Source organism: Crystallibacter degradans, from assembly GCF_012952295.1.
In the GTDB taxonomy this organism is placed as follows: Bacteria; Actinomycetota; Actinomycetes; order Actinomycetales; family Micrococcaceae; genus Crystallibacter; species Crystallibacter degradans.
Genome location: NZ_JABBCH010000013.1, coordinates 67,278 through 90,118, shown reverse-complemented (window position 1 = coordinate 90,118; position 22,841 = coordinate 67,278). Strand labels below are relative to the sequence as shown.

Genomic DNA, 22,841 nt, shown 5'->3' with positions numbered 1-22,841 from the left:
ATGTGTATCTGATATATCAGAACTGGTTGTAATAGTATGATGGTGATCACAGCCTGTCAACAGCCGTAAAATTTGCCCGCAAGAATCCCGCCCAGCCAAGGAGCGAGCCCATGAGCATCATTGCTGAATCGGCCCACAGTGCCGATCTGTCCCTCTCGCTGGCCGAGCGCGCCTACCGTGAACTCAGAGACAAACTCATCATGCTGGACATCCGCCCCGGGGAACCGATCAATGACGGGCAGCTGGCCGCCGAGATGGGTATCGGCCGTACGCCTGTCCGCGAGGCGCTCAAGCGTTTGGAGATCGACCACATGGTCACCTCCTATCCGCGCAGGGGAACCTTTGCCACCATCGTTGACATCACCGCCCTGGCCGATGTTTCGGAACTGAGGCAGGCGCTTGAGCCCCTGGCTGCCCGGCGGGCCGCCCGGATGGCCAGTCCCGAGGTCAAGGAAGAGTTGCACAGTCTGGCCCGCGACATTGAACGCCTCGACGGCCAGAAGCCCCAGAAGCATGCGCTGATGCGCTACGACCTGAGCGTGCACCGGCTAATCTACAAAGCCGCAGGCAACCAGCATCTGGAAGAAACCCTCATCCGGCTGGACAATCTCGCCACGCGCATCTGGTGCCTGGTACTCGACCGCGTACCATCGATCGCCGGCCACATCACCGAACACGTGGAACTGCTGGACGCGATTGTTGCCGGCGATACAGACAAAGCCGGCACTTTAGCGTTGGAACACGTCACAAGTTTCGAAGAGACCATCCGGAAGGTTCTCTAGTTTTCGACGGAAGACCGGGCATCCGGTGGTGCCAATCCGGCTCAGGACGAACGGAGATAGCGTCCAAGCCGTGCGGCCAGATGAAGCCCCGCTAGTCTGTCGGTACCGCGGGGGTCCCCGCCGATGAGCTCGAAAATCTTCTCCAACCGGTTGTACAAAGACTGGCGCTCCAGGTGCATCACCCGCGCAGTTTCCGCCGTGTTGCAGCCGGAGGCCAACCATTCGTCAAGCGTTTCGAGCAAGCGCGAACGTCGGGCGTCATCGTGTGCAATGAGCCCGCCGAGGAGCTCATCCACCACGTGATGTATTGCTTCGTCGCCGGAAGCTTGAGACGCCAAACGTTCTATCACGAAGGCATCTGCGTCGATAACGGAACCAGGCCCAGTCCCCGCGGGGGCCAGATCGAAAGTCAGCCTCGTCTCCGCAAGGGACCGCGCGGCATCGGCAATCCCGGCCGACACGGGACCGACCACCAACACCTGGGGCTGGTCGACGACACCCGCTTTCAATTCAGACAATAACGTTGCCCGGCGGGCACGCGACCTCTTTGCGGGAAGGGCTGCCACAGCGACCATTTCTTGCTGCTGGACATAAACAATGGCCTTTGTCTGGTGTTTGCGGACCAGCCGCTCGACGCCGGCCCAACGACAGCCGGCTCCCAGCGGCCTACCGAGAACGACCACAAACTGGTCGTCGGGATCCATTCCGGCTGTTCGGCAAAGCTGCCTTAGCCGCTGGCCTTGGACTCCGCCCAAAATAGATCGCACCAGCTCCTTGCCCGCCACGTCCACAAGATCCGGTGCGTGCCGTCCATGCAACGCCAGCGCCAGGATGCTCGCTGCCCGGTCACCGACAACCTGCGCCCATGAGCTGTCGCCATCCCTTTTGGGGCAGAGGCGCAAGGAAGCCGTCACCGTACCCCGCTGGGAGATATCGAATTCGAGCGGAGGGAGATCGCCTTCGGACCGAGTTTCGGCAGCCGCCGGCGCCATTGCCTGCTCGATGACCGTTCCTGCCCCGTCCAGGACCGTCACATCGGCCGGGATCTGTCTGGCCAGGAGCTGCAGGAGCTCCTTCAAGCCTCCACCGTTCGCCAGCTCGGCTGCCAGATTTTGGGACAGAACATCCGCTTGGCGCAGAAGGTCGACCGATCGGGTGACCAGGAGGCTGTTGATGGACTGGGCGATCTGCACAAAGGGGGCAACCTTCCTCAGTTCAATCAGGGGCAGCTCATAAGCCTCGGCTGTCTGGATGAGATCGGCGGGAATCGTCTTCAATGGTCCGCCGGATTCGATTCCGAGGGCGGCAATACTTCGGGCGGCGAGGTCGCGGATGTACTGCCGCCGCTGTTTAGCGGATGCAGCCGCGAGCTCTACACCGCCAGTCAGGAGCAGCTCTCCGCCGCTGAGCAGCGGAGCGATATCCATGACTTCGCTTGAATGAACCCACCGCACCTGACGTCCAGGCACAAATGCGGCGCCAGCACGGATAACGGGACCAGCCCTTCGGAATGCCTCATGGCTGAGCACCTCTTCGAGCTCAATATTCATTGACGATCTGTCCAATTCAGTTAGCGCTTATGCGACATATCGAATATAGGCTATGTGACTTAGCCCACATAGTATTGACGCAGTCCCAAAACTCACCGGAGGAATCCAATGATTCAGAACCAACAGGGCACCCCTTCTTCCCCCGCCACAGGTTCTTCGCCGCACGACGACGTGGAACAAGACCTGCAGTGCATTCCCGAGTCCGCCCGCACGCGAAAAGTCTCAGGCCAGTTCTGGATCTGGGCGGGTGCGAACCTCGCACCCATCAACTGGGTTCTCGGAGCACTCGGAATTAACCTTGGTCTCGGCTTCGCCGACACAATAACAGTTCTCGTCCTCGGAAACTTGATCGGCATGGTGCTGTTCGGCTTCTTCGTCCTGCTCGGACAGAAGACGGGCGCAACCGGAATGGTCCTCGCACGTGCAGCATTCGGCCGCCGCGGTAACTACATACCGGCTACCATCCAGGCAACACTGGGCATCGGTTGGTGCGCAGTCAACACCTGGATCATTCTCGACCTGGTCATGGCTCTGTTCGGGAGCATCGGCTGGGTAGACCCGACCCAGGAAAATTACGCCTGGAAGATCGGCGTTGCCGCACTCATCATGGGGCTGCAGGTCCTGATCGCCTTCTTCGGCTACAAAGCCATCGCCGCCTTCGAACGCTGGACCGTTCCGCCCACGATCCTGGTCCTCATCGCCATGTCCGCTGTCGCGTGGTTCGGCATGGATATCGACTGGAGCTATGCCGGTCCGGCAGGAGAAATCCTCACGGGCACCGAACGTATCGCTGCCATGAGCGCCGTCATGACCGCCATCGGAATCGGCTGGGGAATCACCTGGTTCACTTACGCGGCGGACTACTCACGCTTCGTGAGCACCAAGATCCCGAAGAAACGTCTGTACCTGGCTTCGGTGCTAGGCCAGTTCATCCCGGTCGTATGGCTCGGCGTACTCGGCGCCAGCCTCGCAACGAAGAGCGGAAGCATCGATCCCGGCCAGCTCATCGTGGAAAACTACGGAGCTCTGGCCATCCCCGTCCTGCTGATGGTTCTGCACGGCCCCATCGCCACGAACATCCTGAACATCTACACGTTCTCGGTGGCAGCACAGGCCCTCGATGTACGCATCAAGCGACGCGTCCTGAACCTGATTGTCGGAGTCTTCGCCCTGATCGCGGTCATCTTCTTCATCTACCAAACCAACTTCGCAGCTGTACTCGACTCGTGGCTCATTGGGCTCGTCGCCTGGGTTGCATCCTGGGGAGGCATTATGCTGGTCCACTACTACGGCATTGAGCGCCGCCAGCCCCAGGACCCGGCCCGCCTCTTCGACCCGATCGGGACCCACAGGCTGCCCGTCGTGAACTGGGCAGGAGTGACAGCCCTGTTTGCCGGCATCTTCGCCACCTGGCTGTTCATGTATGGCATTCTCCCGGCCACGCAGGGACCCATAGCCATCGCCATGGGCGGACTGGACCTGTCCTGGCTCGCCGGCGGACTGACCAGCGCCACGGTGTACGCAATCCTCGGCCCGCGCATCCACCGCCGCTATGCCGCCAGCATCTCCAACCTTTCCATGCCGGAGCCCGCCGCTGCGCCTAAGGACAAGGAGCGGGGCCGCCATCTGGATGCAACCTACGGCGGCGTGTCCTGACTGCCTTCCCATCAGCAAGTCAATGAGTAATCCTTGGGAGTGCGGCCTTATGCCTGCAGTTTCTTGACACTCTCCCCTGTACGGCCGGAGCTGGCACTCAGCTCCGGCCGTACAGACGTTTCCCAATTAAAGACACAACTAACCGAACCGGAGCAGCATGCCTACCTTGTCACGACCCAGTTTCGAAGCCGCCGTGGAAGCTGCACGAAAGAGCATGTCAACGGGTGGTGTTCCCATCGGCGCCGCCCTTGAGCGAAACGGCCAGTTGATCGCCACGGGACACAATCAACGGTTTCAGCAAGGGGACCCTACTGCCCACGGAGAAATTGACTGCATCCGGGCAGCCGGCCGCCAGACCACCTATACGGACACCGTTCTCTACACCACCCTGGCGCCCTGCGCGATGTGCGCCGGAACGATCATCCAGTTCAAAATTCCGACCGTCGTCGTTGGCGAATCCACCACTTTCCCAGGTGAACTGGACCTTCTGCGGTCACGCGGTGTTGAGGTCATCGTCCTCAACGATGAGCGGTGCACACAGCTCATGCAGGACTTCCAGCGGGCCCAGCCGGAGCTGTGGGCGGAAGACATCGGCGAACTCACCGAGAACCAGTTGAACCACCTCAAGTAGATTGCCGTAAAAACAACGCTGTTGCGCGCCCTTCCCGGAAACTCCAGGAAGGGCGCTTTTTTTGCCGAAAAGGATTGACAGTGACACAGGGCACATCTATTGTTGACGCAACACTGTTGCAGTGAATGCAACTTCACCAAAATCTGGATGGTTTTCCCCATGAAACTAAGCAAAACCCGGGCCGGCAATGGCGCCCCCGTTCCAGGAACGAAAGATGGACCCGCGGTGGCCTTTTCCAATGACGGCGATCCTTCCCTCAGCGGCCAGCGCCGGCTTGAGCCGAACGTGGGCCGGGATACCCGGCGCAAGGTCATCGCGGCGAGCTTTATCGGTAACTTCGTCGAGTGGTTCGACTACGCCGTCTACGGCTATCTCGCGGTCACCATCACGGCCGTGTTCTTCCCGGAGTCCGATCCGCAGACCGGGCTCCTGCTGACGTTCGCGCTCTTCGCCATCTCCTTCCTGGTGCGGCCGCTGGGCGGCTTTGTCTGGGGCCATATCGGCGACCGGATCGGCCGGCGGACGGCCTTGTCGTGGTCGATCCTGATCATGTCCGCGGCCACGTTCTGCATCGCGTTGATCCCCGGCTACGCGACCATCGGCATCTGGGCCCCGATCCTGTTGCTGATCATCCGGGTCGTGCAGGGCTTTTCCGCCTCGGGTGAATACGCCGGCGCGTCGGCCTTCCTCGTCGAGTACGCCCCGCCGAACCGGCGCGGTCTTTATGCCGCCGTCGTGCCGGCCAGCACCGCCACCGGCCTGCTGCTCGGCTCGCTCCTCGCGGCGCTGCTGACCGGGCTGCTCGATGACAGCCAGATGCAGGACTGGGGATGGCGGCTGCCGTTCCTGCTGGCCGCCCCGATGGGCCTGATCGGCCGCTACATCCGGACCCGGCTGGAAGACACCCCGGCCTTCCGGGCGCTGGCCGCCGAAGACCACGCCGTGAAGGCACCGGTGAAGGACATGTTCCGCACCCACTGGCGCCAGCTGCTGCAGGCCGTCGGCGCGGTGCTGCTCAACGCCGTCGGCTTCTACGTCATCCTCAGCTACATGCCCACCTACCTCTCGGAAGAGCTGGGCCTGGGCGCCACCGAGTCCTACATCGCGACGACGATCGCCCTGCTGACGTACATCGGCTTCATCTTCCTGACCGGCATGCTCTCGGACCGCTTCGGCCGCAAGAAAGTCCTCATCTCCGCCTCCGTGCTGTTCATCCTGCTGACCGTTCCCGCGTTCAGCCTGCTGGGCACCGGCAACTTCCTGGTCATCGTCCTGGTCCAGATCCTGCTCGGCGCGATGCTGACCCTCAACGACGGCACGCTGCCCAGCTTCCTGGCCGAAATGTTCCCGACCCGCGTGCGCTACAGCGGCTTCGCGGTGAGCTTCAACCTCTCCAACGCCCTCTTCGGCGGCACCGCGCCGATGATGGCAACACTGCTGATCGCCGCGACCGCGAACAACCTGGCGCCGGCGTTCTACCTCGTGGCCGCCGCGATCATCTCCCTGGTCGCCGTCTCGCTCTCCCGCGAAACCAGCAACGAACCGCTGCGGCACGAATAAATGCTTCCCCCACCCATCACCACATCAATAACTGATTCTTTAGGAGATTCCATGTCCATCGCAGCTGCTCCCGCCAACTCCGTCGCCGAGCTCGAGCGCCTGAAAGTCCTGCACAACGGCACCAAGCAGAAGCTGACCTTCTCCGACGCCGAGTTCGAACGCCGCCTGACCGGGCTGCGCCAGATCATGGCCGTCAAGGAACTCGACGCCGTCATCCTCACCAGCTACCACGGCATCAAGTACTACTCCGACTTCCTCTACACCACGTTCGGGCGCAACTACGCCCTGGTCGTCACCGCCGAAGACTCCGTCACGATCACCGCGAACATCGACGCCGGCATGCCCTGGCGCACCAGCTACGGCGAGAACATCGTCTACACCGACTGGCGCCGCGACAACTTCTACTTCGGCCTCCAGGAAGCCCTGCGCCAGCGCGGCATCACCGCCCGCCGCCTCGGCGTCGAAGACGACGCCCTGCCCGTCCTGACCCGCGAAAAGATCCAGGCCGCATTCGCCGGCGCGCAACTGCTCGACATCTCCCAGGACGCCATGCGCCAGCGCATGATCAAATCCGCCGAAGAAATCGAAGTCATCAAACACGGCGCCCGCATCGGCGACCTCGGCGGCGAAGCCATCAAGGCCGCCATCCGCGAAGGCATCACCGAATACGAAGTCGCCCTCATCGGCACCGAAGCCATGGTCCACGAAATCGCCCGCACCTTCCCCGACCAGGAAGTCCGCGACACCTGGGTCTGGTTCCAGTCCGGCATCAACACCGACGGCGCCCACAACTGGGCCACCACCCGCAAACTCCAGCAAGGGGACATCCTCTCCCTGAACTGCTTCCCGATGACCTCCGGCTACTACACCGCCCTGGAACGCACCCTCTTCCTCGGCCAGCCCGACGAACGCTCCCTGCAACTGTGGAACGTCAACGTCGAGGTCCACCGCCGCGGCCTGGAACTGATCAAACCCGGCGCCGTCTGCAAGGACATCGCCGCCGAACTCAACGAAATCTACATCGGCCACGGCCTCCTCCCGAACCGCACCTTCGGCTACGGCCACTCCTTCGGCGTCCTCTCCCACTACTACGGCCGCGAAGCAGGCCTGGAACTACGCGAAGACATCGACACCGTCCTCGAACCCGGCATGGTCGTCTCCATGGAACCAATGATCACCGTCCTCGACGGCGAACCCGGCGCCGGCGGCTACCGCGAACACGACATCCTCGTCATCGGCGACGACGGCGGCGTCGAAAACATCACCAAATTCGGCTTCGGCCCCGAAAACAACATCATCGACGCCTAACACCACACCCCCGGAAGGCGGAACCGGAATGAATGCGGCGCAGACGGAAACACCGTCTGCGCCGCATCCACCCTTCCACCCGTTCACCCTTTTACGCTTTTACCGGCCAGAATGGACACCACCATGAGTGAGACAACAGCACCCGGTCCACCCGCACCCGCGAACGACGCCGGCACCTCCGACGCGCGCGGCGCGTCCGTCCTGGTCAACGCCATCGAAGTCCTTCGCTGCTTCACCGCCGAACAACCGCTGCAAGGAGTCACGGAAATAGCAGCACAGGTCGCCCTGCACAAAAGCACCGTCTCACGCATCCTGGCCACCCTGGAACAGGAAAACCTGGTCGAACGCGACGCCACGTCACGCCGGTTCAAACTGGGACTCGGGCTGATAGCCGTCGCGGGACCGCTGCTGGCCGACCTCGACGAACGCCGCGCCGCCTACCCCGTACTGCAGGAACTGACCGAACTCACCGGCGAAACCAGCGCACTCATGGTCTGGAACGGCAGCGAATCCGTCTGCGTAGAACAGCTCCCCAGCCGCCAACAAGTCAAACACACCACCCCCCTGGGCACCCGCTACAACACCGCGGTCAGCTCCTCCGTCCAGGTCTTCCTCGCCGGCGAAGGAACCGAAAGGGCACGCACCCGGCTCACCAGCGGCCAAATCATCCTCGCCGCCCCCACCCAGGAAAACGTGGAGGAATACCTCACACGGCTCAAACAGGTCTCCTCGCAAGGCTACGCCACCAACTACGGAGAAACCTCCCTGGACGAAGTCGGCGTCGCAGCCCCCGTCTTCGACCACCGCGGCAACCTCGCAGCCTGCGTCATGCTCGCAGCCCCCCGCTTCAGGGTATCCACCCAACAACTGCACACACTCGTAGAAGCCTGCCGCACAGCCGCACACAAAGTCACCACCCGCCTCGGCGGCAGCCCGGACTGACTCCCCACGGTGAAAGGGGTTCCCATGTCCGAACGTCGAAGCGATAACGCGGTTCGGCTTCGTGTGGTGACCGCAGCATCCCCGTGTCTGAGACGATGTTGATATGCCTGCAACAGAATTTAATGTGGACGATGAGAGTCCGGAGGCCGGCCGCGGCGTTCAGTCGGTCGACCGAGCCATCACGGTCCTCGAAATACTCGCGCGGACCGGGTCTGCCGGGGTGAGCGAGATTGCCGAGGAAATGGGCGTGCACAAATCCACTGCCTCCAGACTCCTGGCCTCGCTCGATCAGCGGGGCATGGTCCAGCAGAACTCCGAGCGCGGCAAGTATCAGCTCGGTTTCAGCATCCTCCGCCTGGCCAATTCCATTCCCGGCAGGCTCAGCTTGGTCCGCGAAGCCCGTCCGATCCTGGAAGCTCTGGCCGACCAGTACAAGGAAACGGTAAATCTGGCCGTCCTGCGCTCCAATTACGCAGTCAACGTGGATCAGGCCATGGGTCCTTCCACCCTGTCCACCCATGACTGGATCGGCAGCCTTACGCCGCTCCATGCCACCTCCAGCGGCAAGGTGCTCCTCGCGGCGCTCACATCGGAGCAGCGGCAAAAGATCCTCAAGGAGACCGGACTCTTCGCCCAAACCGCCCGGACCATAACTTCCAAGCAGGAACTTGAGAAGGAGCTGCTCGAGGTGGGCAGCTCAGGGTACGCCGTCGTCTCCGAAGAATTCGAGATCGGCCTCAGCGCCATCGCGGTTCCCGTATATGACCATCTCGGGACAGTAATCGGGGCCGTCAGCATTTCAGGTCCTTCCTTCCGCTTCAAACCCAGAGAAATGCCCGGCCTGATTGAGGATCTCAAACAGGCCGGGCAAGATATCAGTTCACGGATGGGTCACAGCCCCGAGTGATTCAGGAGCGTCGGGTACGGCGTCGGCAACGGGACCGGAGACTGTGCCGGTGCCGTCGAGCATCTCCTGCACCCAGTGGTGGAACGCACCGATATGGTGCTCGCTGGGAACCAGGACCCCGCCCTTGGCATAGATCTTGGAGCCCATGGCGGGCTGGCAGCGTTCGCAGGCGTCAAAATCCTGCTGGTTCACCCGGTGGAACAGTTCCACCGACGAAGTGAGATCTCTACCGCTCTCGACAACGCTGGGCAGATAGAGCCAGTCGCATTCGACGATCGTGTGGTCCGCGGCCATCGGGAACATCCGGTGGATGATGACGTGGTCCGGCACCAGGTTGACGAAGACTGTCGGTTTGATCGTAATCGCGTAGTAGCGGCGGTCCTGGTCGTCGCCGATGCCGGGAATCCGGTCCACACCTTCCGAGCCGTCGATGGTGAATCCCTTGACGTCGTCACCGAACTCCGCGCCGTGGCCGACAAAGTATTGCGCCGCCAGTCCATCCGCGAATTCGGGCAGCACCTCCGTCAGCTCGGGATGGATTGTGGCGCAGTGGTAGCACTCCATGAAGTTCTCGATGATGAGCTTCCAGTTCGCCTTCACGTCGTAGGTGATGCGCCGGCCAAGTTTCAGGCTGGCAACGTCATAGCTCTCGATAGCCTGGACATCGCCCAGGCGCTCCTCGATGGCGCCGACAACGTCGTCCTCGAACGACGGCGGCTCATCGGCCAGGCAGAGCCAGACATAGCCGAGGTATTCGCGCACGGCCACGTGGACAAGTCCATACTTTTCCCGGTCAATGTCAGGCATCTTCGTGAGGTTGGGGGCCGCGATCAGCTTGCCATCAAAGTCATACGTCCAGGCATGGTAGGGACACTGGAAGGAACGGCCGGCCTCACCGGATTCCTCCATGCACAGCTTGACTCCGCGGTGCCGGCAAATGTTGTAGTACGCCCGGATCGCGCCCTTGCGGTTGCGGGTGACGATGACGGACTCACGGCCAATCTGGACGGTCTTGTAAGCTCCGGGCTTGGCCAGGTCCTCCGAACGCACGGCGCAGAACCACATTTGCTCAAAGATGCGCTCCTGTTCGGTTCTGAAAATGTCCTCGTCGACATAGGTATTGCCGGGCAGCGTTGAGATCAGGCTTTCCGAGATGATTTCGGCGGTCATAGGGATACTCCTTGGAAATACGAGAAGCGGGAAGGTGCAATCAGGAATCTGGAATGGTTGCGGCAGCAGGAAGTGTTGCCCGGCCTCAAGAGGCGGCAGCGAACTCCCCTGCCGGGACCATGTACTGCTGGGCGTTCTTGTTCAGGAATTTGCGCCACTTAGTGAACTGCCGGGTCTGGTCTACACCCAGCACGGCGACCGGTTCGGCGCCGGCGTAGTACACGGCCAGGAAGCTGCGCTCGGCGACGTCGCCTTGCTCGATCTCGATCCTGTCGTAGCCCTTGGCATGGCCGGCGAACTGGATTCGCGATCCGTATTGGTCTGACCAGAAGTACGGCGGATTAACCGGCTGCTGCACTGCGTTCTCGTCCAGCAGGGCGGCCACGGCGAGAGCCGGGCGTTCGTTCGCCCCGGCCCAGTGCTCTACCCGCTGGTGGCTTTGGGCCCGGAGGTCGTACCACGCGGCACAGTCGCCGACGGCAGATACACCGGGTCGGTTAGTCCGGCCCATGGCATCACACAGGACGCCATTGTCCAGCGCGATGCCCGATCCTTCCAGCCATTCAACGTTGGGCTGCGCTCCAATGCCAACGAGTACGACGTCGGCAGGCAGCCGCCTGCCATTGTCCAGGACAACTTCGCTCACCGAGGTTCCGCTCATCGTGAAGGAGGAAACGCCAGTCCCGCAGAGCAGTTCCACTCCGGCTGCTTCATGAAGGCCGGCCACAGCGGCCCCCATCTGCGCGCCGAGCGGGCCTGCCAATGGCGCAACCGACCTTTCCACCACGGTCACCTCCATGCCGGCTGCCTTGGCCGTGGAAGCGGTTTCCGCTCCGATGAATCCTGCACCGATGACCACCAGGCGACGCCCGGGAAGCAGCTGGGGCCGCAGCGCCTGCGCATCGGCAAGTGTGCGCAGCGTAAAAACGTTCTGCATGCCTTGCAGTTCGGCCAGGCCCCGGGCCGAGGCGCCGGTAGCGATGATCACTCCGTCCGCTGTGATACTGCGTCCGTCGTTGAGCGTGATTGTTAGAGACTGGGCGTCGAAGCGCTCGGCACGGACTCCCAGCAGCCATTCGGCGTTCAGGTCCTCGCCGGCTTCCTCCAGCGCGAGGTCCTCCAGGCCGATCTTGCCTGCCAGGAAGTCCTTGGACAGCGGAGGTCGATCATAAGGGCGGGGGGCTTCGTCCCCGATGATGACGAGCCTGCCGGCAAAGCCTTGGGCCCGCGCTGCCCGTGCGGCGGAGAGCCCGGCCAGGGACGCCCCCACGACTACAAGAGTCTGCATAGATTGGCCTTTCACAACACTGGAGAGGTGCACTCCTGCACCTTCTGGCTAAGAAGCATTGCTCAATTGCGTCTAACGCAACTCGCATCGCTATGTGAAACAGCATGGAGGTCGCGAGGTGCTGTGTCAAGAGTCACAAACACGTAATTTTCGACGCCGATGAGCCGTGTGGGCTGGAACACAAAAAACCCTTGACAGGTACCCCCTCCAACGGTCAGGCTGTTGCCTATTGTGAACGAGGTTGTTCACTACGGAACTGCCGCCAAAGAGCGGCCGGCTATGAAAGAGGTTCGCTCCATGCACAAGGCATGCCCACTAAAAGAGCTGGCACCCGGAGATGCGATTCGTTTGGATACGTCACCGCCCATCGCTGTTTTCCATACAGAGGAGGGCGAGCTCTTCGCCATCGACGATACGTGCACCCATCAGGACGCATCTCTAGCCGATGGCTGGGTTGAGGGCTGCGAAGTGGAGTGCCCGCTGCACGCCTCCAAATTCAATTTACGCACGGGCAATGTAGACGCCCCGCCGGCGAAGCTGCCGGTCCGGGTCCACGAGGTCGAGGTAGTAGACGGAACCATCATGGTCCGGGAATCAGACGATGCTCCGAATCTTCCGCCTGGTTTGACCGTAGACGGACACGTATAAACCGTCAGCACGTGCACCGCAGAGGCCCTGGTCATCTAGCAAAGGATTTTCATGTCAGCGAACAACGATCTTGCAATTGAGGATGGCAGTCCCGACGATGAGCTCACCGAGCTCATCCGCAAGGAGCCGCTGGGCGATGACCAGCAAGCCAAACCTGCAACTGCAGAACACACTGCACTGGATCAGCAGATCTTGCAGGAACTGCGCGAATCGGAAACCGAGCACGCCGCTGCCCGCCGCAGTCGGGTTCCCCGCGGCTTGGACAAGACGGTCTTCGCGGTCGCAGGTGCCCTCGCCGTCGCGTTTGTCGCGTGGGGTTTCCTCGGCACTGCGAACCTCTCGGCCACCTCCCAGAACGCGCTGAACTGGGTTATGGAAAACACCGGCTGGCTCTTCATCCTGCTGGCCTCGCTCTTCGTGGTCTACGTGCTGTGGCTCGCGCTCGGCCGCTTCGGAAATATCCCGCTGGGCAAGGACGGCGAGAAGCCGGAGTTCCGGACCATTTCCTGGATCTCCATGATGTTCGCCGCGGGCATGGGCATCGGCCTGATGTTCTACGGGGTGGCCGAGCCGATGTACCACTACATCGCCCCGCCGCCCGGCAGCGTGAACGGGCAAACACCCGAAGCAATCCAGACCGCCATGGCTACATCGCTCTTCCATTGGACGCTGCATCCTTGGGCGATGTATGCCGTCGTCGGTGTTGCCATGGCCTATGGGACGTACCGTCTGGGCCGCAAGCAGCTGATCTCCGCGGCCTTCACATCGCTGTTCGGCCGTAAAACCGTCGAGGGGCCGGTCGGGAAGTTCATCAACATTCTGGCCATCTTCGCCACGCTTTTCGGTACAGCGGCCTCGCTGGGGCTTGGCGCCCTGCAGATCGGCAGCGGCCTTGCCTTCAACGGCTGGGTCGGCGAGCTGGCAACCCCGATCCTGGTGGCCATCGTCGCCGTGCTGACTGTCTGCTTTGTCGCCTCCGCTATCTCCGGCATCCGCCGCGGCATCCAGTGGCTGGCGAACATCAATATGGTCCTGGCTGTCATCCTCGCGCTGATCGTTTTCGTAGCCGGCCCCACGCTCTTCATCCTCAATCTGGTTCCCGCCGCGGTAGGCGACTACGCCCGCGACCTCGCTGAGATGGCTTCACGCACTGAAGCCGTCGGCGACGAGGCTCTCCGTACCTGGATGTCCGGCTGGACCATCTTCTACTGGGCTTGGTGGGTCTCCTGGACGCCGTTTGTAGGCATGTTCATCGCCCGCATCAGCCGAGGCCGGACCATCCGCCAGTTTGTCACCGGCGTGCTGCTGGTGCCCAGCATTGTCAGCGTGATCTGGTTCGCCATCTTCGGCGGGGCGGCGTTCGGTGTCCAGTCCAAGGCGGATGAAACAGCGGACACCGGCGACGGGCTGGTCGACATGGTCGACGGCGAACCCACCATCTCCTTCGACGGCGCCCTTTTCGATCTGCTGCAGAACCTGCCGCTGCCGAACGTCATCGCGGGTGCGGTGGCCGTTCTCGCCATGGTCCTGGTGGGCATCTTCTTCGTTACCGGCGCGGATTCGGCGTCGCTGGTCATGGGCTCGCTGAGCTCCAACGGCGCCGAGGAGCCCTCCAGAGGGGTAGTCATCTTCTGGGGCGTGCTGACCGGCGGAGTTGCGGCGGTCATGTTGCTGGCTGGTGGCGATCAGCCTGCTGAAGCTCTCTCCGGGTTGCAGCGAATAACCATTGTGGCGGCCTTGCCCTTTGTCCTGGTGATGCTGCTGATGTGCTTCGCCCTGGCCAAGGACTTGCGCCGGGATCCGCTGTCCTTGAGGCGACGGCTGGCAACGTCAGTGGTTGAACGCGCCATTCGGTCCGGTGTAGATCAGCACGGCGGCGTCCATTTCGACCTCGTCACGAGGCACGAATGCGACGAGCAGTGCGCTTCCAGCGATAAATGCCCGACCCCGATCTCCGGCTCCTGATTTTCTCTACTGAACTTGCGAGGTAAATGACTATGACGGCCTTGGCCACCACCGAACTACTCAACGACGACCTTCCGGCTGGCGGTGTTCACGCGTACGCTGGAAAACACGCGGCCCCGTTTGTCCTGACGCTCTCGTGTCCGGAACGTCCCGGCATCGTCCACGCTGTGACCAGTTTCCTGGCCCAGCGGGGTTTCGATATTGCCGAGCATCAGCAGTTCGATGACCACGTCAGCGGCACGCTGTTCCTGCGGACGGCTTTTGCCCCTGCGTACACGGCCGATGAATCAGACGGGCGGGACCCGGACGGCGAGGCGAAGCGCCAGGCGATGGCGGCGGCACTGGCTGAGGAATTTGCGGATGTGGCGGACCGGTTCGATATGAACTTCGATATCCATGACGGCAGCCCCAAGCGGCTGCTGGTCATGGTGTCGAAATTCGGCCACTGCCTCAACGATCTGATTTTCCGGTGGCAGGCCGGAAGCCTTGGTGCGGAGATCGCCGTCGTTGTTTCCAATCATGAGGATCTGCGCCCCATGGCCGAGGCTGCGGGCCTGCCCTTTGTCCACGTGCCGGTCACGGCGGCGACCAAGGCCGAGTCCGAGGCGCGTCTGTTGGACCTCGTCGCAGAACACGACGCCGACCTGGTGGTACTGGCACGCTACATGCAGGTACTCACGGACGACCTTTGCGAGGCCCTTCGCGGCCGCGCGATCAATATCCACCACTCATTCCTGCCCGGCTTCAAGGGCGCCAAGCCGTATCACCAGGCCTATGACCGCGGTGTGAAGCTGGTGGGAGCCACGGCCCACTACGTCACCGCAGACCTGGACGAGGGCCCGATCATCGAGCAGGAGGTCTTCCGGGTTGACCACAGCCTGGATCCTGCGTCCCTGGTCACGGTAGGCCGCGATGCCGAGGCCCAGGCCCTGTCCCGCGCCGTGAAGTGGCACTGCCAGCACCGCGTCCTGCTCAACAACACCCGCACCGTCGTCTTCCGCTAACCGCGATCCAAGGAGAATACCTATGAGCCACACACCCCGCGTCGTCATCATCGGGGCCGGCATTGTCGGCGCCAACCTCGCCGACGAACTGGCCACGCGTGGCTGGAACAATGTCACCGTCATCGAACAGGGACCGCTGCATCTGGCCGGCGGTTCCACCTCGCATGCTCCCGGCCTGGTGTTCCAGACCAACCCGTCCAAGACGATGACCGAGTTCGCCGGCTACACGGTGGACAAGCTGCTCTCGCTCAGTGCGGATGGGCGCTCCTGCTTCAACCAGGTCGGCGGGCTTGAGATCGCCACCACCGAGGCACGGCTCCAGGAGCTGAAGCGCCGGCTGGGCTTCGCCACGTCCTGGGGCCTTGAGGGCCGGCTGATCGATCCGGATGAGTGCGAGAAGCGCTACCCGATGATCAACCGGGATATGGTCCTGGGCGGACTGTATGTGCCCTCCGACGGTCTGGCTTCCGCCGCGCGGGCGGTGCAACTGCTGATCGAAAAGGCCAGCGAAGCGGGGGTAAAGTTCATCGGCTCCACCGCGGTGACCGGCATTGAGCAGGCCAGCGGCAAGGTCACCGGCGTGCAGACGCCTGACGGCGTGGTGCCGGCGGACATCGTGGTTTCCTGCGCTGGCTTCTGGGGCCCCAAAATCGGTGCCATGGTCGGCATGCCGGTGCCGCTGCTGCCGCTGGCACACCAGTACGTCAAGACCACGGCAGTGCCGGAACTGGCAGGCCAGAACGAGCTGCCCAATGGCGCCCGCCTGCCCATCCTGCGTCACCAGGACAAGGACCTGTACTACCGCGAGCATGGCGAAAGGATCGGCATAGGTTCCTACGCCCACCGCCCCATGCCCGTGGATCTGGACGAGCTGCCCCAGGTACGGGCAGACCAAATGTCCGAGCACCGCATGCCTTCGCGGCTGGAATTTACCGAAGCCGACTTCCTGCCTTCGTGGCAGGACAGCCAGGATCTGCTGCCCGCTCTGCGTGGCGCAGAGATTGAGGACGGCTTCAACGGCATCTTCTCCTTCACCCCGGACGGCGGCCCGCTGATCGGCGAATCGCCCGAGGTCGAAGGGTTCTTCCTCGCGGAGGCTGTCTGGGTCACCCACTCGGCCGGCGTCGCCAAGGCCGTCGCCGAGCTGCTGGTCGAAGGCCAGTCCAGCACGCCCCTGCACGAATGCGAGGCTACCCGCTTCGAGAAGATCCAGGTCAGCAAGGAGTATGTCAGCGAAACCTCGCAGCAGAACTTCGTGGAGATCTACGACGTGCTCCACCCGCTGCAGCCACGGGAATCTCCGCGCGATCTCCGCGTCAGCCCGTTCAACGTCCGCCAGCATGAACTCGGCGCGTTCTTCCTGGAGTCCGCAGGCTGGGAGCGTCCGCATTGGTACGAGGCCAACCACGCCCTGCTGCAGGAACTGCCGGAAGAGTGGCAGGCACCGGAGCGGGACAGCTGGTCCGCCATGTTCCACTCCCCCATCTCCGCAGCGGAAGCATGGAAGACGCGTACCGCCGTCGCGCTCTATGACATGACTCCGCTGAAGCGGCTTGAAGTTACCGGCCCGGGCGCGCTGGCGCTGCTGCAGCGGTTGAGCACCGGCAACATTGCCAAGAAGCCCGGAGCTGTCACCTACTGCCTGCTGCTGGCGGACGACGGCGGCGTCCGCAGCGATGTGACCATCGCACGGCTCGCTGAGGAGACTTTCCAGCTCGGCGTCAACGGCAATATCGACTTCGACTACTTCCGGGTCGAGGCCCGCAAGCAGTCCGCGGCCGATCCGGCACAGTGGGTCCATGTCTCCGACATCACCGGCGGCACCTGCTGCATCGGGCTGTGGGGACCGCTGGCGCGTGAGGTCATCGGCAAAGTCAGCGAGGACGATTACACCAATGATTCGCTGCGCTATTTCCGGGCCAAGGAGGTCCACATCGGCGGCATCCCTGTCACCGCCTGGCGGCTGTCCTATGTCGGGGAGCTCGGCTGGGAACTGTACACCTCGGCCGAGAACGGGCTGAAGTTGTGGGACCTGCTCTTCGAGGCCGGCCAGGAGCACGGCATCATCGCCGCCGGCCGCGGCGCCTTCAACAGCCTCCGGCTGGAAAAGGGCTACCGGCTGTGGGGCACGGATGTAACTCCCGAGCACAGCCCCTATGAAGCCGGGCTCGGCTTCTCCGTCTTCAAGGACAAGACGGACTTTGTGGGATACGAGGCCTTGGTTGCCCGCCGGGCCGAGCCTGCCTCCAGGGAACTGCGCTGCCTGACCGTCGACGACGGTACGTCCGTAGTGCTGGGCAAGGAACCGGTGTTCGTCGGCGGCGAGCCCGCGGGATACGTCACGAGCGCGGCCTACGGCTTCACCGTTGGCCGGCCCATCGCCTACGCCTGGCTGCCGGCAGGCCTGTCGGAGGGTGATTCCGTGGAGATCGGTTACTTCGGCCGGAAGGTCGCCGCGACCATCGCCGCCGAGCCGCTGGTCGATCCGAAGATGGAACGGCTGCGCGGGTAGCAGGTGACGGAGAACTGACAGGTTAGCGCCGCAACGGACAGCAGCGGCCCCGCTCCAGATGGAAGGAGTGGGGCCGCTGCTTTGTGCTTAGCGCTTAAGCTTAGCTGCGTTTAGTCTGCGACGTTCTCGTCGTCTGCTGCGGCCAGTTGCCCGCAGGCGCCGTCGATCTCCTTGCCGCGGGTGTCGCGCAGCGTCGTCGGGATGCCGGCGGCAATCAGCCGGTTGATGAACTCGGTCTCCACTGACTTCTCCGACGAGGTCCAGATGGATCCCGGCGTCGGGTTCAGCGGAATGGGGTTCACATGGACCCAACCGCGGCCGCGCTGGTTCAGCTTCTTGGCCAGCAGGTCCGCGCGCCAGGCGTGGTCGTTCATGTCCTTGATCAGCGCGTATTCGATGCTGACCCGGCGGCCGGTCACCGCGTAGTAGTTGTAGGCCGCATCCAGCGCCTCGTCGACCTTCCAGCGGCTGTTGACCGGAATCAGCTCGTCACGCAGCTCGTCATCCGGAGCGTGCAGACTCAGAGCGAACGTCACCGGGATCCCCTCGTCCGCGAGCTTGTTGATGCCCGGCACCAGGCCCACGGTGGAGACCGTGATGTTGCGGGCGGACATGCCCAGGCCCTCAGGGGCCTCGGCTGCCATGCGGTGCACGGCTGCCATCACGCGCTTGTAGTTGGCCAGCGGCTCGCCCATGCCCATGAAGACGATGTTGGTGACGCGCTCGGCGTCGTGCCCGCCGTCCTTGCGCTTGCCGCCCAGCGCGCCTTCGGCGATCACCCGGTTGGCCTGGACAATCTGGTCCAGGATTTCGGCCGTAGACATGTTGCGGGTCAGCCCTGCCTGGCCGGTGGCGCAGAACGGGCAGTTCATGCCGCAGCCGCACTGGCTGGAGACGCACAGCGTGATCCGGCCCGAGTAGCGCATCAACACTGACTCGACCAGCGAGCCGTCGAAGAGCCGCCACAGGAACTTAATGGTGTCCCCGTTGTCCGTCTTGAGCTGCTTGACCTTGGTCAGCAGTGTCGGGAACATTTCGGCGACCAGCTCTTCACGGCCGTCCTTCGGCAGGTCGCTCATGGCGTTCGGGTCCGTGGTGAAGTGCTGGAAGTAGTGTGTGGAGAGCTGCTTGGCGCGGAACGCGGGCAGGCCCATGTCCTTGAGCTTGGCCTGGCGCTCGGCGAGGGTGAGGTCGGCCAGGTGCGTTGGCGGCTGCTTCACGCGCGGCGACTTGAACTGCAGCAGCGGTCGGCCGTCGCTGGAAACAGCGGGCTCGGCACCTTCCACGGCAGGACGCACCTGCGGCCGGGAAGACGTGGCGGTGGGGGAAGAATTCAAAACAGACATCTACACCATTCTCCCATGCCGATGCAAATGAGTCGGACGCCCGGCTCTACGGCTTGAGCAGCACCTTGATCGCGCGGCGTTCATCCATGGCCTTGTACGCCTCGGCCGCGTCGTCGAGGGGCATTTCGACGTCGAAAACCCTGCCCGGGTTGATCTTGCCGGCCAGCACGTCCGCCAGGAGCTCCGGCAGGTAGACACGGGTGGACGCAGCCCCGCCTGCCACCGAGATGTTCTTGGCAAACAGCACACCGATGGGCAGTTCCGCGCCGCCCGCCGGAACGCCGACAAAGCCGACGCTGCCGCCGGGTCGCGTGGACCGCAGTGCCTGATCCATCGATTCCTTGGTCCCCACGCATTCGAGCACCGAATCCGCGGGCACGCCGCCCAGCAGCGAACGGACCGCTTCCGCGCCCGCCTTTCCGCGCTCCTCGACGATGTCGGTGGCGCCGAAGTCCTTGGCCAGCGCCTGCCGGTCCGCATGGCGGGACATCATGATGATCCGTTCCGCACCGAGGCGTTTGGCTGCCAGCACGCCGCACAGCCCCACTGCGCCATCTCCAACAACGACGACGGAGCGGCCCGGCCCCACCGCTGCGCTGACGGCTGCATGATGCCCCGTCCCCATGACGTCGGAGAGCGCCAGCAGGTTGGCTGTCAGTTCGGCATCCGGCTGCTCCACGCCAGGAACCTTCACCAGCGTTGCCTCAGCCTGCGGCACGCGCACGGCCTCGCCCTGGCCGCCGTCGACGTGGAAGCCGTGCTCATCGGTACTGCCCCATGAGGTCCGGTGGTCGCACGCCACCGTGACGCCGTTGCGGCACTGCGGGCACTCGCCGCAGTTGCCCACCCACGGCGCGATCACGAAGTCGCCGGGCGCCAGTGCCGCCACGGCATCGCCGATGCTCTCGACCACACCGACGAATTCGTGGCCGATGGCGCGCGGCTCCGCCGTCTCGCGGACGCCCCGGTAGGGCCACAGGTCGGAGCCGCAGACGCAAGCCGCGGTCACCTTAACCACCACGTCCGTGGGTCGCTGCACCTTGGGATAGGGCCGCTCTTCCACCCGAATGTCGCGGGGTCCGTGGATGATGGTGGCGCGCATGTGCTCTCCTAGCGTCGGGAACGGCTGCTTCCAGCCTAGCCAGCGCCGCACGCCGGGGAGTCACGCTGCGTAAAGTACGACGGCGGCGCTGTCACCTTCGCGATAAAGGTGACAGCGCCGCCGTCGTTAGCTTGGAACTTTCCGCTTGCGCGGACGAACCCTTTAGAGGTTCGAGGGCTCCTCGTGCTCGGGGTAGACCTCGCGCAGCAGGTGGGCGGTCTCGGACGGAGTCTTGCCGACCTTGACGCCTGCGGCCTCGAGGGCCTCCTTCTTCGCCTGGGCGGTACCGGCGGAACCGGAGACGATGGCGCCGGCGTGGCCCATGGTCTTGCCCTCAGGCGCGGTGAAGCCTGCCACATAGCCGACAACCGGCTTGGTGACGTTGTTCTTGATGAACTCGGCCGCACGCTCTTCCGCGTCGCCGCCGATCTCGCCGATCATGACGATCGCCTTGGTATCGGGGTCAGCCTCGAACGCAGCCAGGGCGTCGATGTGCGTGGTGCCGATGACCGGGTCGCCGCCGATGCCGATGGCGGTGGAGAAGCCCAGATCCCGCAGTTCGTACATCATCTGGTAGGTCAGGGTGCCGGACTTGGAGACCAGGCCCACGCCGCCCTTGCCCGTGATGTTCGCCGGGGTGATGCCCACGAGGGACTCGCCTGGGGTGATGATGCCGGGGCAGTTCGGGCCGATGATGCGGGTGATCTGGTTGCCGTCGGCGTCCTTCTTGGACTGTGCCAGTGCCCAGAACTCGGCGGAGTCCTGGACCGGAACACCCTCGGTGATGACCACGACGAGGCCGATTTCGGCTTCGATGGCCTCGACCACGGCGTCCTTGGTGAAGGCCGGCGGAACGAAGACGATCGAGACGTCGGCGCCGGTCTCGGCGATGGCTTCCTTGACCGTGCCGTAAACGGGCAGGGTCTTCTCGCCGTGCGTCACGGAGGTGCCGGCCTTGCGGGCGTTCACGCCACCGACAACGTTGGTGCCGGCGTGGAGCATACGGGCGGTGTGCTTGGAGCCCTCGCCGCCGGTGATGCCCTGGACGATGACCTTAGAGTCTTTGTTAATGAAGATAGACATGTTTTTTCCTCGATCCTCAGGCGTTCGCCAGTTCGGCGGCCTTGTCGGCGCCTTCGTCCATACCGACTGCCAGGGTGACCAGCGGGTGCTTCGCGTCCCGGAGGATACGGCGGCCTTCTTCGACGCTGTTGCCGTCCAGACGGACAACCAGCGGCTTGGTGGCCTTGTCGCCCAGGATCTCCAGGGCCTTGACGATACCGTTTGCGACGGCGTCACAGGCGGTGATGCCACCGAAGACGTTGACGAACACGCTCTTGACCTGCTCGTCGTTCAGGATGATGTCCAGGCCATTGGCCATGACCTCGGCCGAAGCGCCGCCGCCGATGTCCAGGAAGTTGGCGGGCTTGACGTTGCCGTGGTTCTCGCCGGCGTAGGCGACGACATCAAGCGTGGACATAACCAGTCCGGCGCCGTTGCCGATGATGCCGACCTGGCCATCGAGCTTGACGTAGTTCAGGTCCAGTTCCTTGGCCTTGGCCTCGAGCGGATCCGCGGCGTCCTTGTCCTCGAGCTCAGCGTGCTCGGGGTGGCGGAAGGCCGCGTTCTCGTCGATGGAGACCTTGCCGTCCAGGGCGACGATGTCGCCGGCGCCGGTCTTGACCAGCGGGTTGACCTCGACCAGGGTGGCGTCTTCCTTGATGAAGACGTCCCAGAGCTTGACGATGGTCTCGGCGACCTTGCCGCGCAGTTCCTCGGCGAAGCCGGCAGCGGCGACGATTTCGTCGGCCTTGGCCTGGTCGATGCCGACGGCGGGGTCAACGGCAATCTTGGCCAGAGCGTCGGGGCGCTCGACAGCCAGCTGCTCGATCTCCATGCCGCCTTCCACCGAGCACATGGCCAGGTAATTGCGGTTGGCCCGGTCCAGCAGAACGGAGAAGTAGTACTCCTCGGCAATGTCAGCGCCCTGGGCGATCATGACCTTATTGACCGTGTGGCCCTTGATGTCCATGCCGAGGATGTTGGTGGCGTATTCGAACGCTTCGTCCGGAGTCTTTGCGACCTTGACGCCGCCGGCCTTACCGCGGCCGCCAACCTTTACCTGAGCCTTGACGACAACAACGCCGCCAATCTTTTCGGCTGCTGCTTTGGCTTCTTCTGGAGTGTAGGCAACGATTCCTGCAAGCACGGGTACAGCATGTGCCTCAAAGAGATCGCGCGCCTGGTATTCATACAGGTCCACGGGTTGTGTCCTTCTACGTCGAAGTCGTTTCTGACTCGGAGCGCGGATCTGCGTCACTTCGTGCCTGTGTAGGCGGACATTTTTTCGGTGCAAATCCGTTCGCGCTCCAAGGGGAACTTTAGTCCCTTGGCGTGCGACGCCTGTCCTAGAGTACCCCTTTAGTGATCAAGGGCACAGTTCTATGGTTTGTAGAAAAGTAACCCTTTG

Annotated in this window: 18 protein-coding genes; 11 read left to right on the top strand and 7 right to left on the bottom strand. The window is 63.2% G+C overall.

The features are described 5' to 3' along the window. The first annotated feature begins 110 nt into the window (after nt 1-110). Nucleotides 111-782 carry a GntR family transcriptional regulator gene (locus HGO92_RS17725; protein ID WP_169997160.1) on the top strand — a complete coding sequence of 224 codons (672 nt, stop codon included), beginning with the start codon at nt 111-113 and terminating at the stop codon, nt 780-782. 41 nt (nt 783-823) lie between these two features. Here HGO92_RS17725 and HGO92_RS17720 read toward each other — a convergent pair whose 3' ends face one another. Beyond that, nucleotides 824-2,332, bottom strand: a complete 1,509-nt coding sequence (locus HGO92_RS17720; protein WP_169997159.1) for a PucR family transcriptional regulator — start codon at nt 2,330-2,332, stop codon at nt 824-826. Nucleotides 2,333-2,440: 108 nt separating this feature from the next. Here HGO92_RS17720 and HGO92_RS17715 point away from each other — a divergent pair, with 108 nt between their 5' ends. The 6 genes from HGO92_RS17715 to HGO92_RS17690 all read left to right on the top strand — a co-directional run bounded on the left by HGO92_RS17715 (nt 2,441) and on the right by HGO92_RS17690 (nt 9,336). Continuing rightward, a complete protein-coding gene (locus tag HGO92_RS17715; protein ID WP_169997158.1) occupies nt 2,441-3,988 on the top strand; it encodes a purine-cytosine permease family protein in 1,548 nt (515 codons plus the stop codon). A gap of 157 nt (nt 3,989-4,145) precedes the next feature. Beyond that, nucleotides 4,146-4,619 (top strand): nucleoside deaminase, encoded by a 474-nt coding sequence (locus HGO92_RS17710; RefSeq protein WP_169997157.1) that lies wholly within the window; start codon nt 4,146-4,148, stop codon nt 4,617-4,619. Between the two features lie 159 nt (nt 4,620-4,778). Then, nucleotides 4,779-6,179, top strand: a complete 1,401-nt coding sequence (locus HGO92_RS17705; RefSeq protein WP_169997156.1) for an MFS transporter — start codon at nt 4,779-4,781, stop codon at nt 6,177-6,179. Between the two features lie 51 nt (nt 6,180-6,230). Beyond that, nucleotides 6,231-7,487 carry an aminopeptidase P family protein gene (locus tag HGO92_RS17700; protein ID WP_169997155.1) on the top strand — a complete coding sequence of 419 codons (1,257 nt, stop codon included), beginning with the start codon at nt 6,231-6,233 and terminating at the stop codon, nt 7,485-7,487. Nucleotides 7,488-7,610: 123 nt separating this feature from the next. Continuing rightward, nucleotides 7,611-8,429: an IclR family transcriptional regulator gene (locus HGO92_RS17695; protein WP_240974725.1), complete on the top strand. Its 819-nt coding sequence runs from the start codon at nt 7,611-7,613 to the stop codon at nt 8,427-8,429. A gap of 103 nt (nt 8,430-8,532) precedes the next feature. After that, complete coding sequence (locus HGO92_RS17690) at nt 8,533-9,336, top strand: IclR family transcriptional regulator (protein ID WP_169997153.1); 804 nt, start codon at nt 8,533-8,535, stop codon at nt 9,334-9,336. Here the strand turns inward: HGO92_RS17690 and HGO92_RS17685 are convergent. Together HGO92_RS17685 and HGO92_RS17680 are read right to left on the bottom strand one after the other, a co-directional pair. Then, a complete protein-coding gene (locus HGO92_RS17685; protein ID WP_169997151.1) occupies nt 9,310-10,506 on the bottom strand; it encodes an aromatic ring-hydroxylating oxygenase subunit alpha in 1,197 nt (398 codons plus the stop codon). The genes HGO92_RS17690 and HGO92_RS17685 overlap by 27 nt on opposite strands. A gap of 85 nt (nt 10,507-10,591) precedes the next feature. Beyond that, nucleotides 10,592-11,794: an NAD(P)/FAD-dependent oxidoreductase gene (locus HGO92_RS17680; protein ID WP_169997149.1), complete on the bottom strand. Its 1,203-nt coding sequence runs from the start codon at nt 11,792-11,794 to the stop codon at nt 10,592-10,594. 297 nt (nt 11,795-12,091) lie between these two features. Here HGO92_RS17680 and HGO92_RS17675 point away from each other — a divergent pair, with 297 nt between their 5' ends. From HGO92_RS17675 to HGO92_RS17660, 4 genes are read left to right on the top strand one after another with little or no spacing between them, the layout of a single operon-like run. Continuing rightward, nucleotides 12,092-12,442, top strand: coding sequence for a bifunctional 3-phenylpropionate/cinnamic acid dioxygenase ferredoxin subunit (locus tag HGO92_RS17675; RefSeq protein ID WP_169997245.1), 351 nt, complete (start codon nt 12,092-12,094; stop codon nt 12,440-12,442). Between the two features lie 51 nt (nt 12,443-12,493). Further along, a complete protein-coding gene (locus HGO92_RS17670) occupies nt 12,494-14,407 on the top strand; it encodes a BCCT family transporter (RefSeq protein WP_169997148.1) in 1,914 nt (637 codons plus the stop codon). A 26-nt stretch (nt 14,408-14,433) separates the two neighbouring features. Then, nucleotides 14,434-15,411 (top strand): formyltetrahydrofolate deformylase, encoded by a 978-nt coding sequence (gene purU / locus HGO92_RS17665; RefSeq protein WP_440915787.1) that lies wholly within the window; start codon nt 14,434-14,436, stop codon nt 15,409-15,411. A 22-nt stretch (nt 15,412-15,433) separates the two neighbouring features. After that, nucleotides 15,434-17,923, top strand: coding sequence for a GcvT family protein (locus HGO92_RS17660; protein ID WP_169997146.1), 2,490 nt, complete (start codon nt 15,434-15,436; stop codon nt 17,921-17,923). 110 nt (nt 17,924-18,033) lie between these two features. On the opposite strand, the gene rlmN is transcribed toward HGO92_RS17660, so the two are convergent. The 4 genes from rlmN to sucC form a co-directional block, all read right to left on the bottom strand. After that, entirely contained in the window at nt 18,034-19,269 is a 1,236-nt protein-coding gene (rlmN, locus tag HGO92_RS17655) for a dual-specificity RNA methyltransferase RlmN (RefSeq protein WP_169997145.1), read from the bottom strand. Between the two features lie 46 nt (nt 19,270-19,315). Continuing rightward, the gene (locus HGO92_RS17650) at nt 19,316-20,371 is read right to left on the bottom strand and encodes a zinc-dependent alcohol dehydrogenase family protein (RefSeq protein WP_169997143.1); all 1,056 of its coding nucleotides are present in this window, start codon (nt 20,369-20,371) and stop codon (nt 19,316-19,318) included. 162 nt (nt 20,372-20,533) lie between these two features. Further along, nucleotides 20,534-21,454, bottom strand: coding sequence for a succinate--CoA ligase subunit alpha (gene sucD, locus HGO92_RS17645; RefSeq protein ID WP_169997142.1), 921 nt, complete (start codon nt 21,452-21,454; stop codon nt 20,534-20,536). Between the two features lie 16 nt (nt 21,455-21,470). Then, nucleotides 21,471-22,634 carry an ADP-forming succinate--CoA ligase subunit beta gene (sucC, locus tag HGO92_RS17640; protein WP_169997140.1) on the bottom strand — a complete coding sequence of 388 codons (1,164 nt, stop codon included), beginning with the start codon at nt 22,632-22,634 and terminating at the stop codon, nt 21,471-21,473. Nucleotides 22,635-22,841 lie beyond the last annotated feature (207 nt).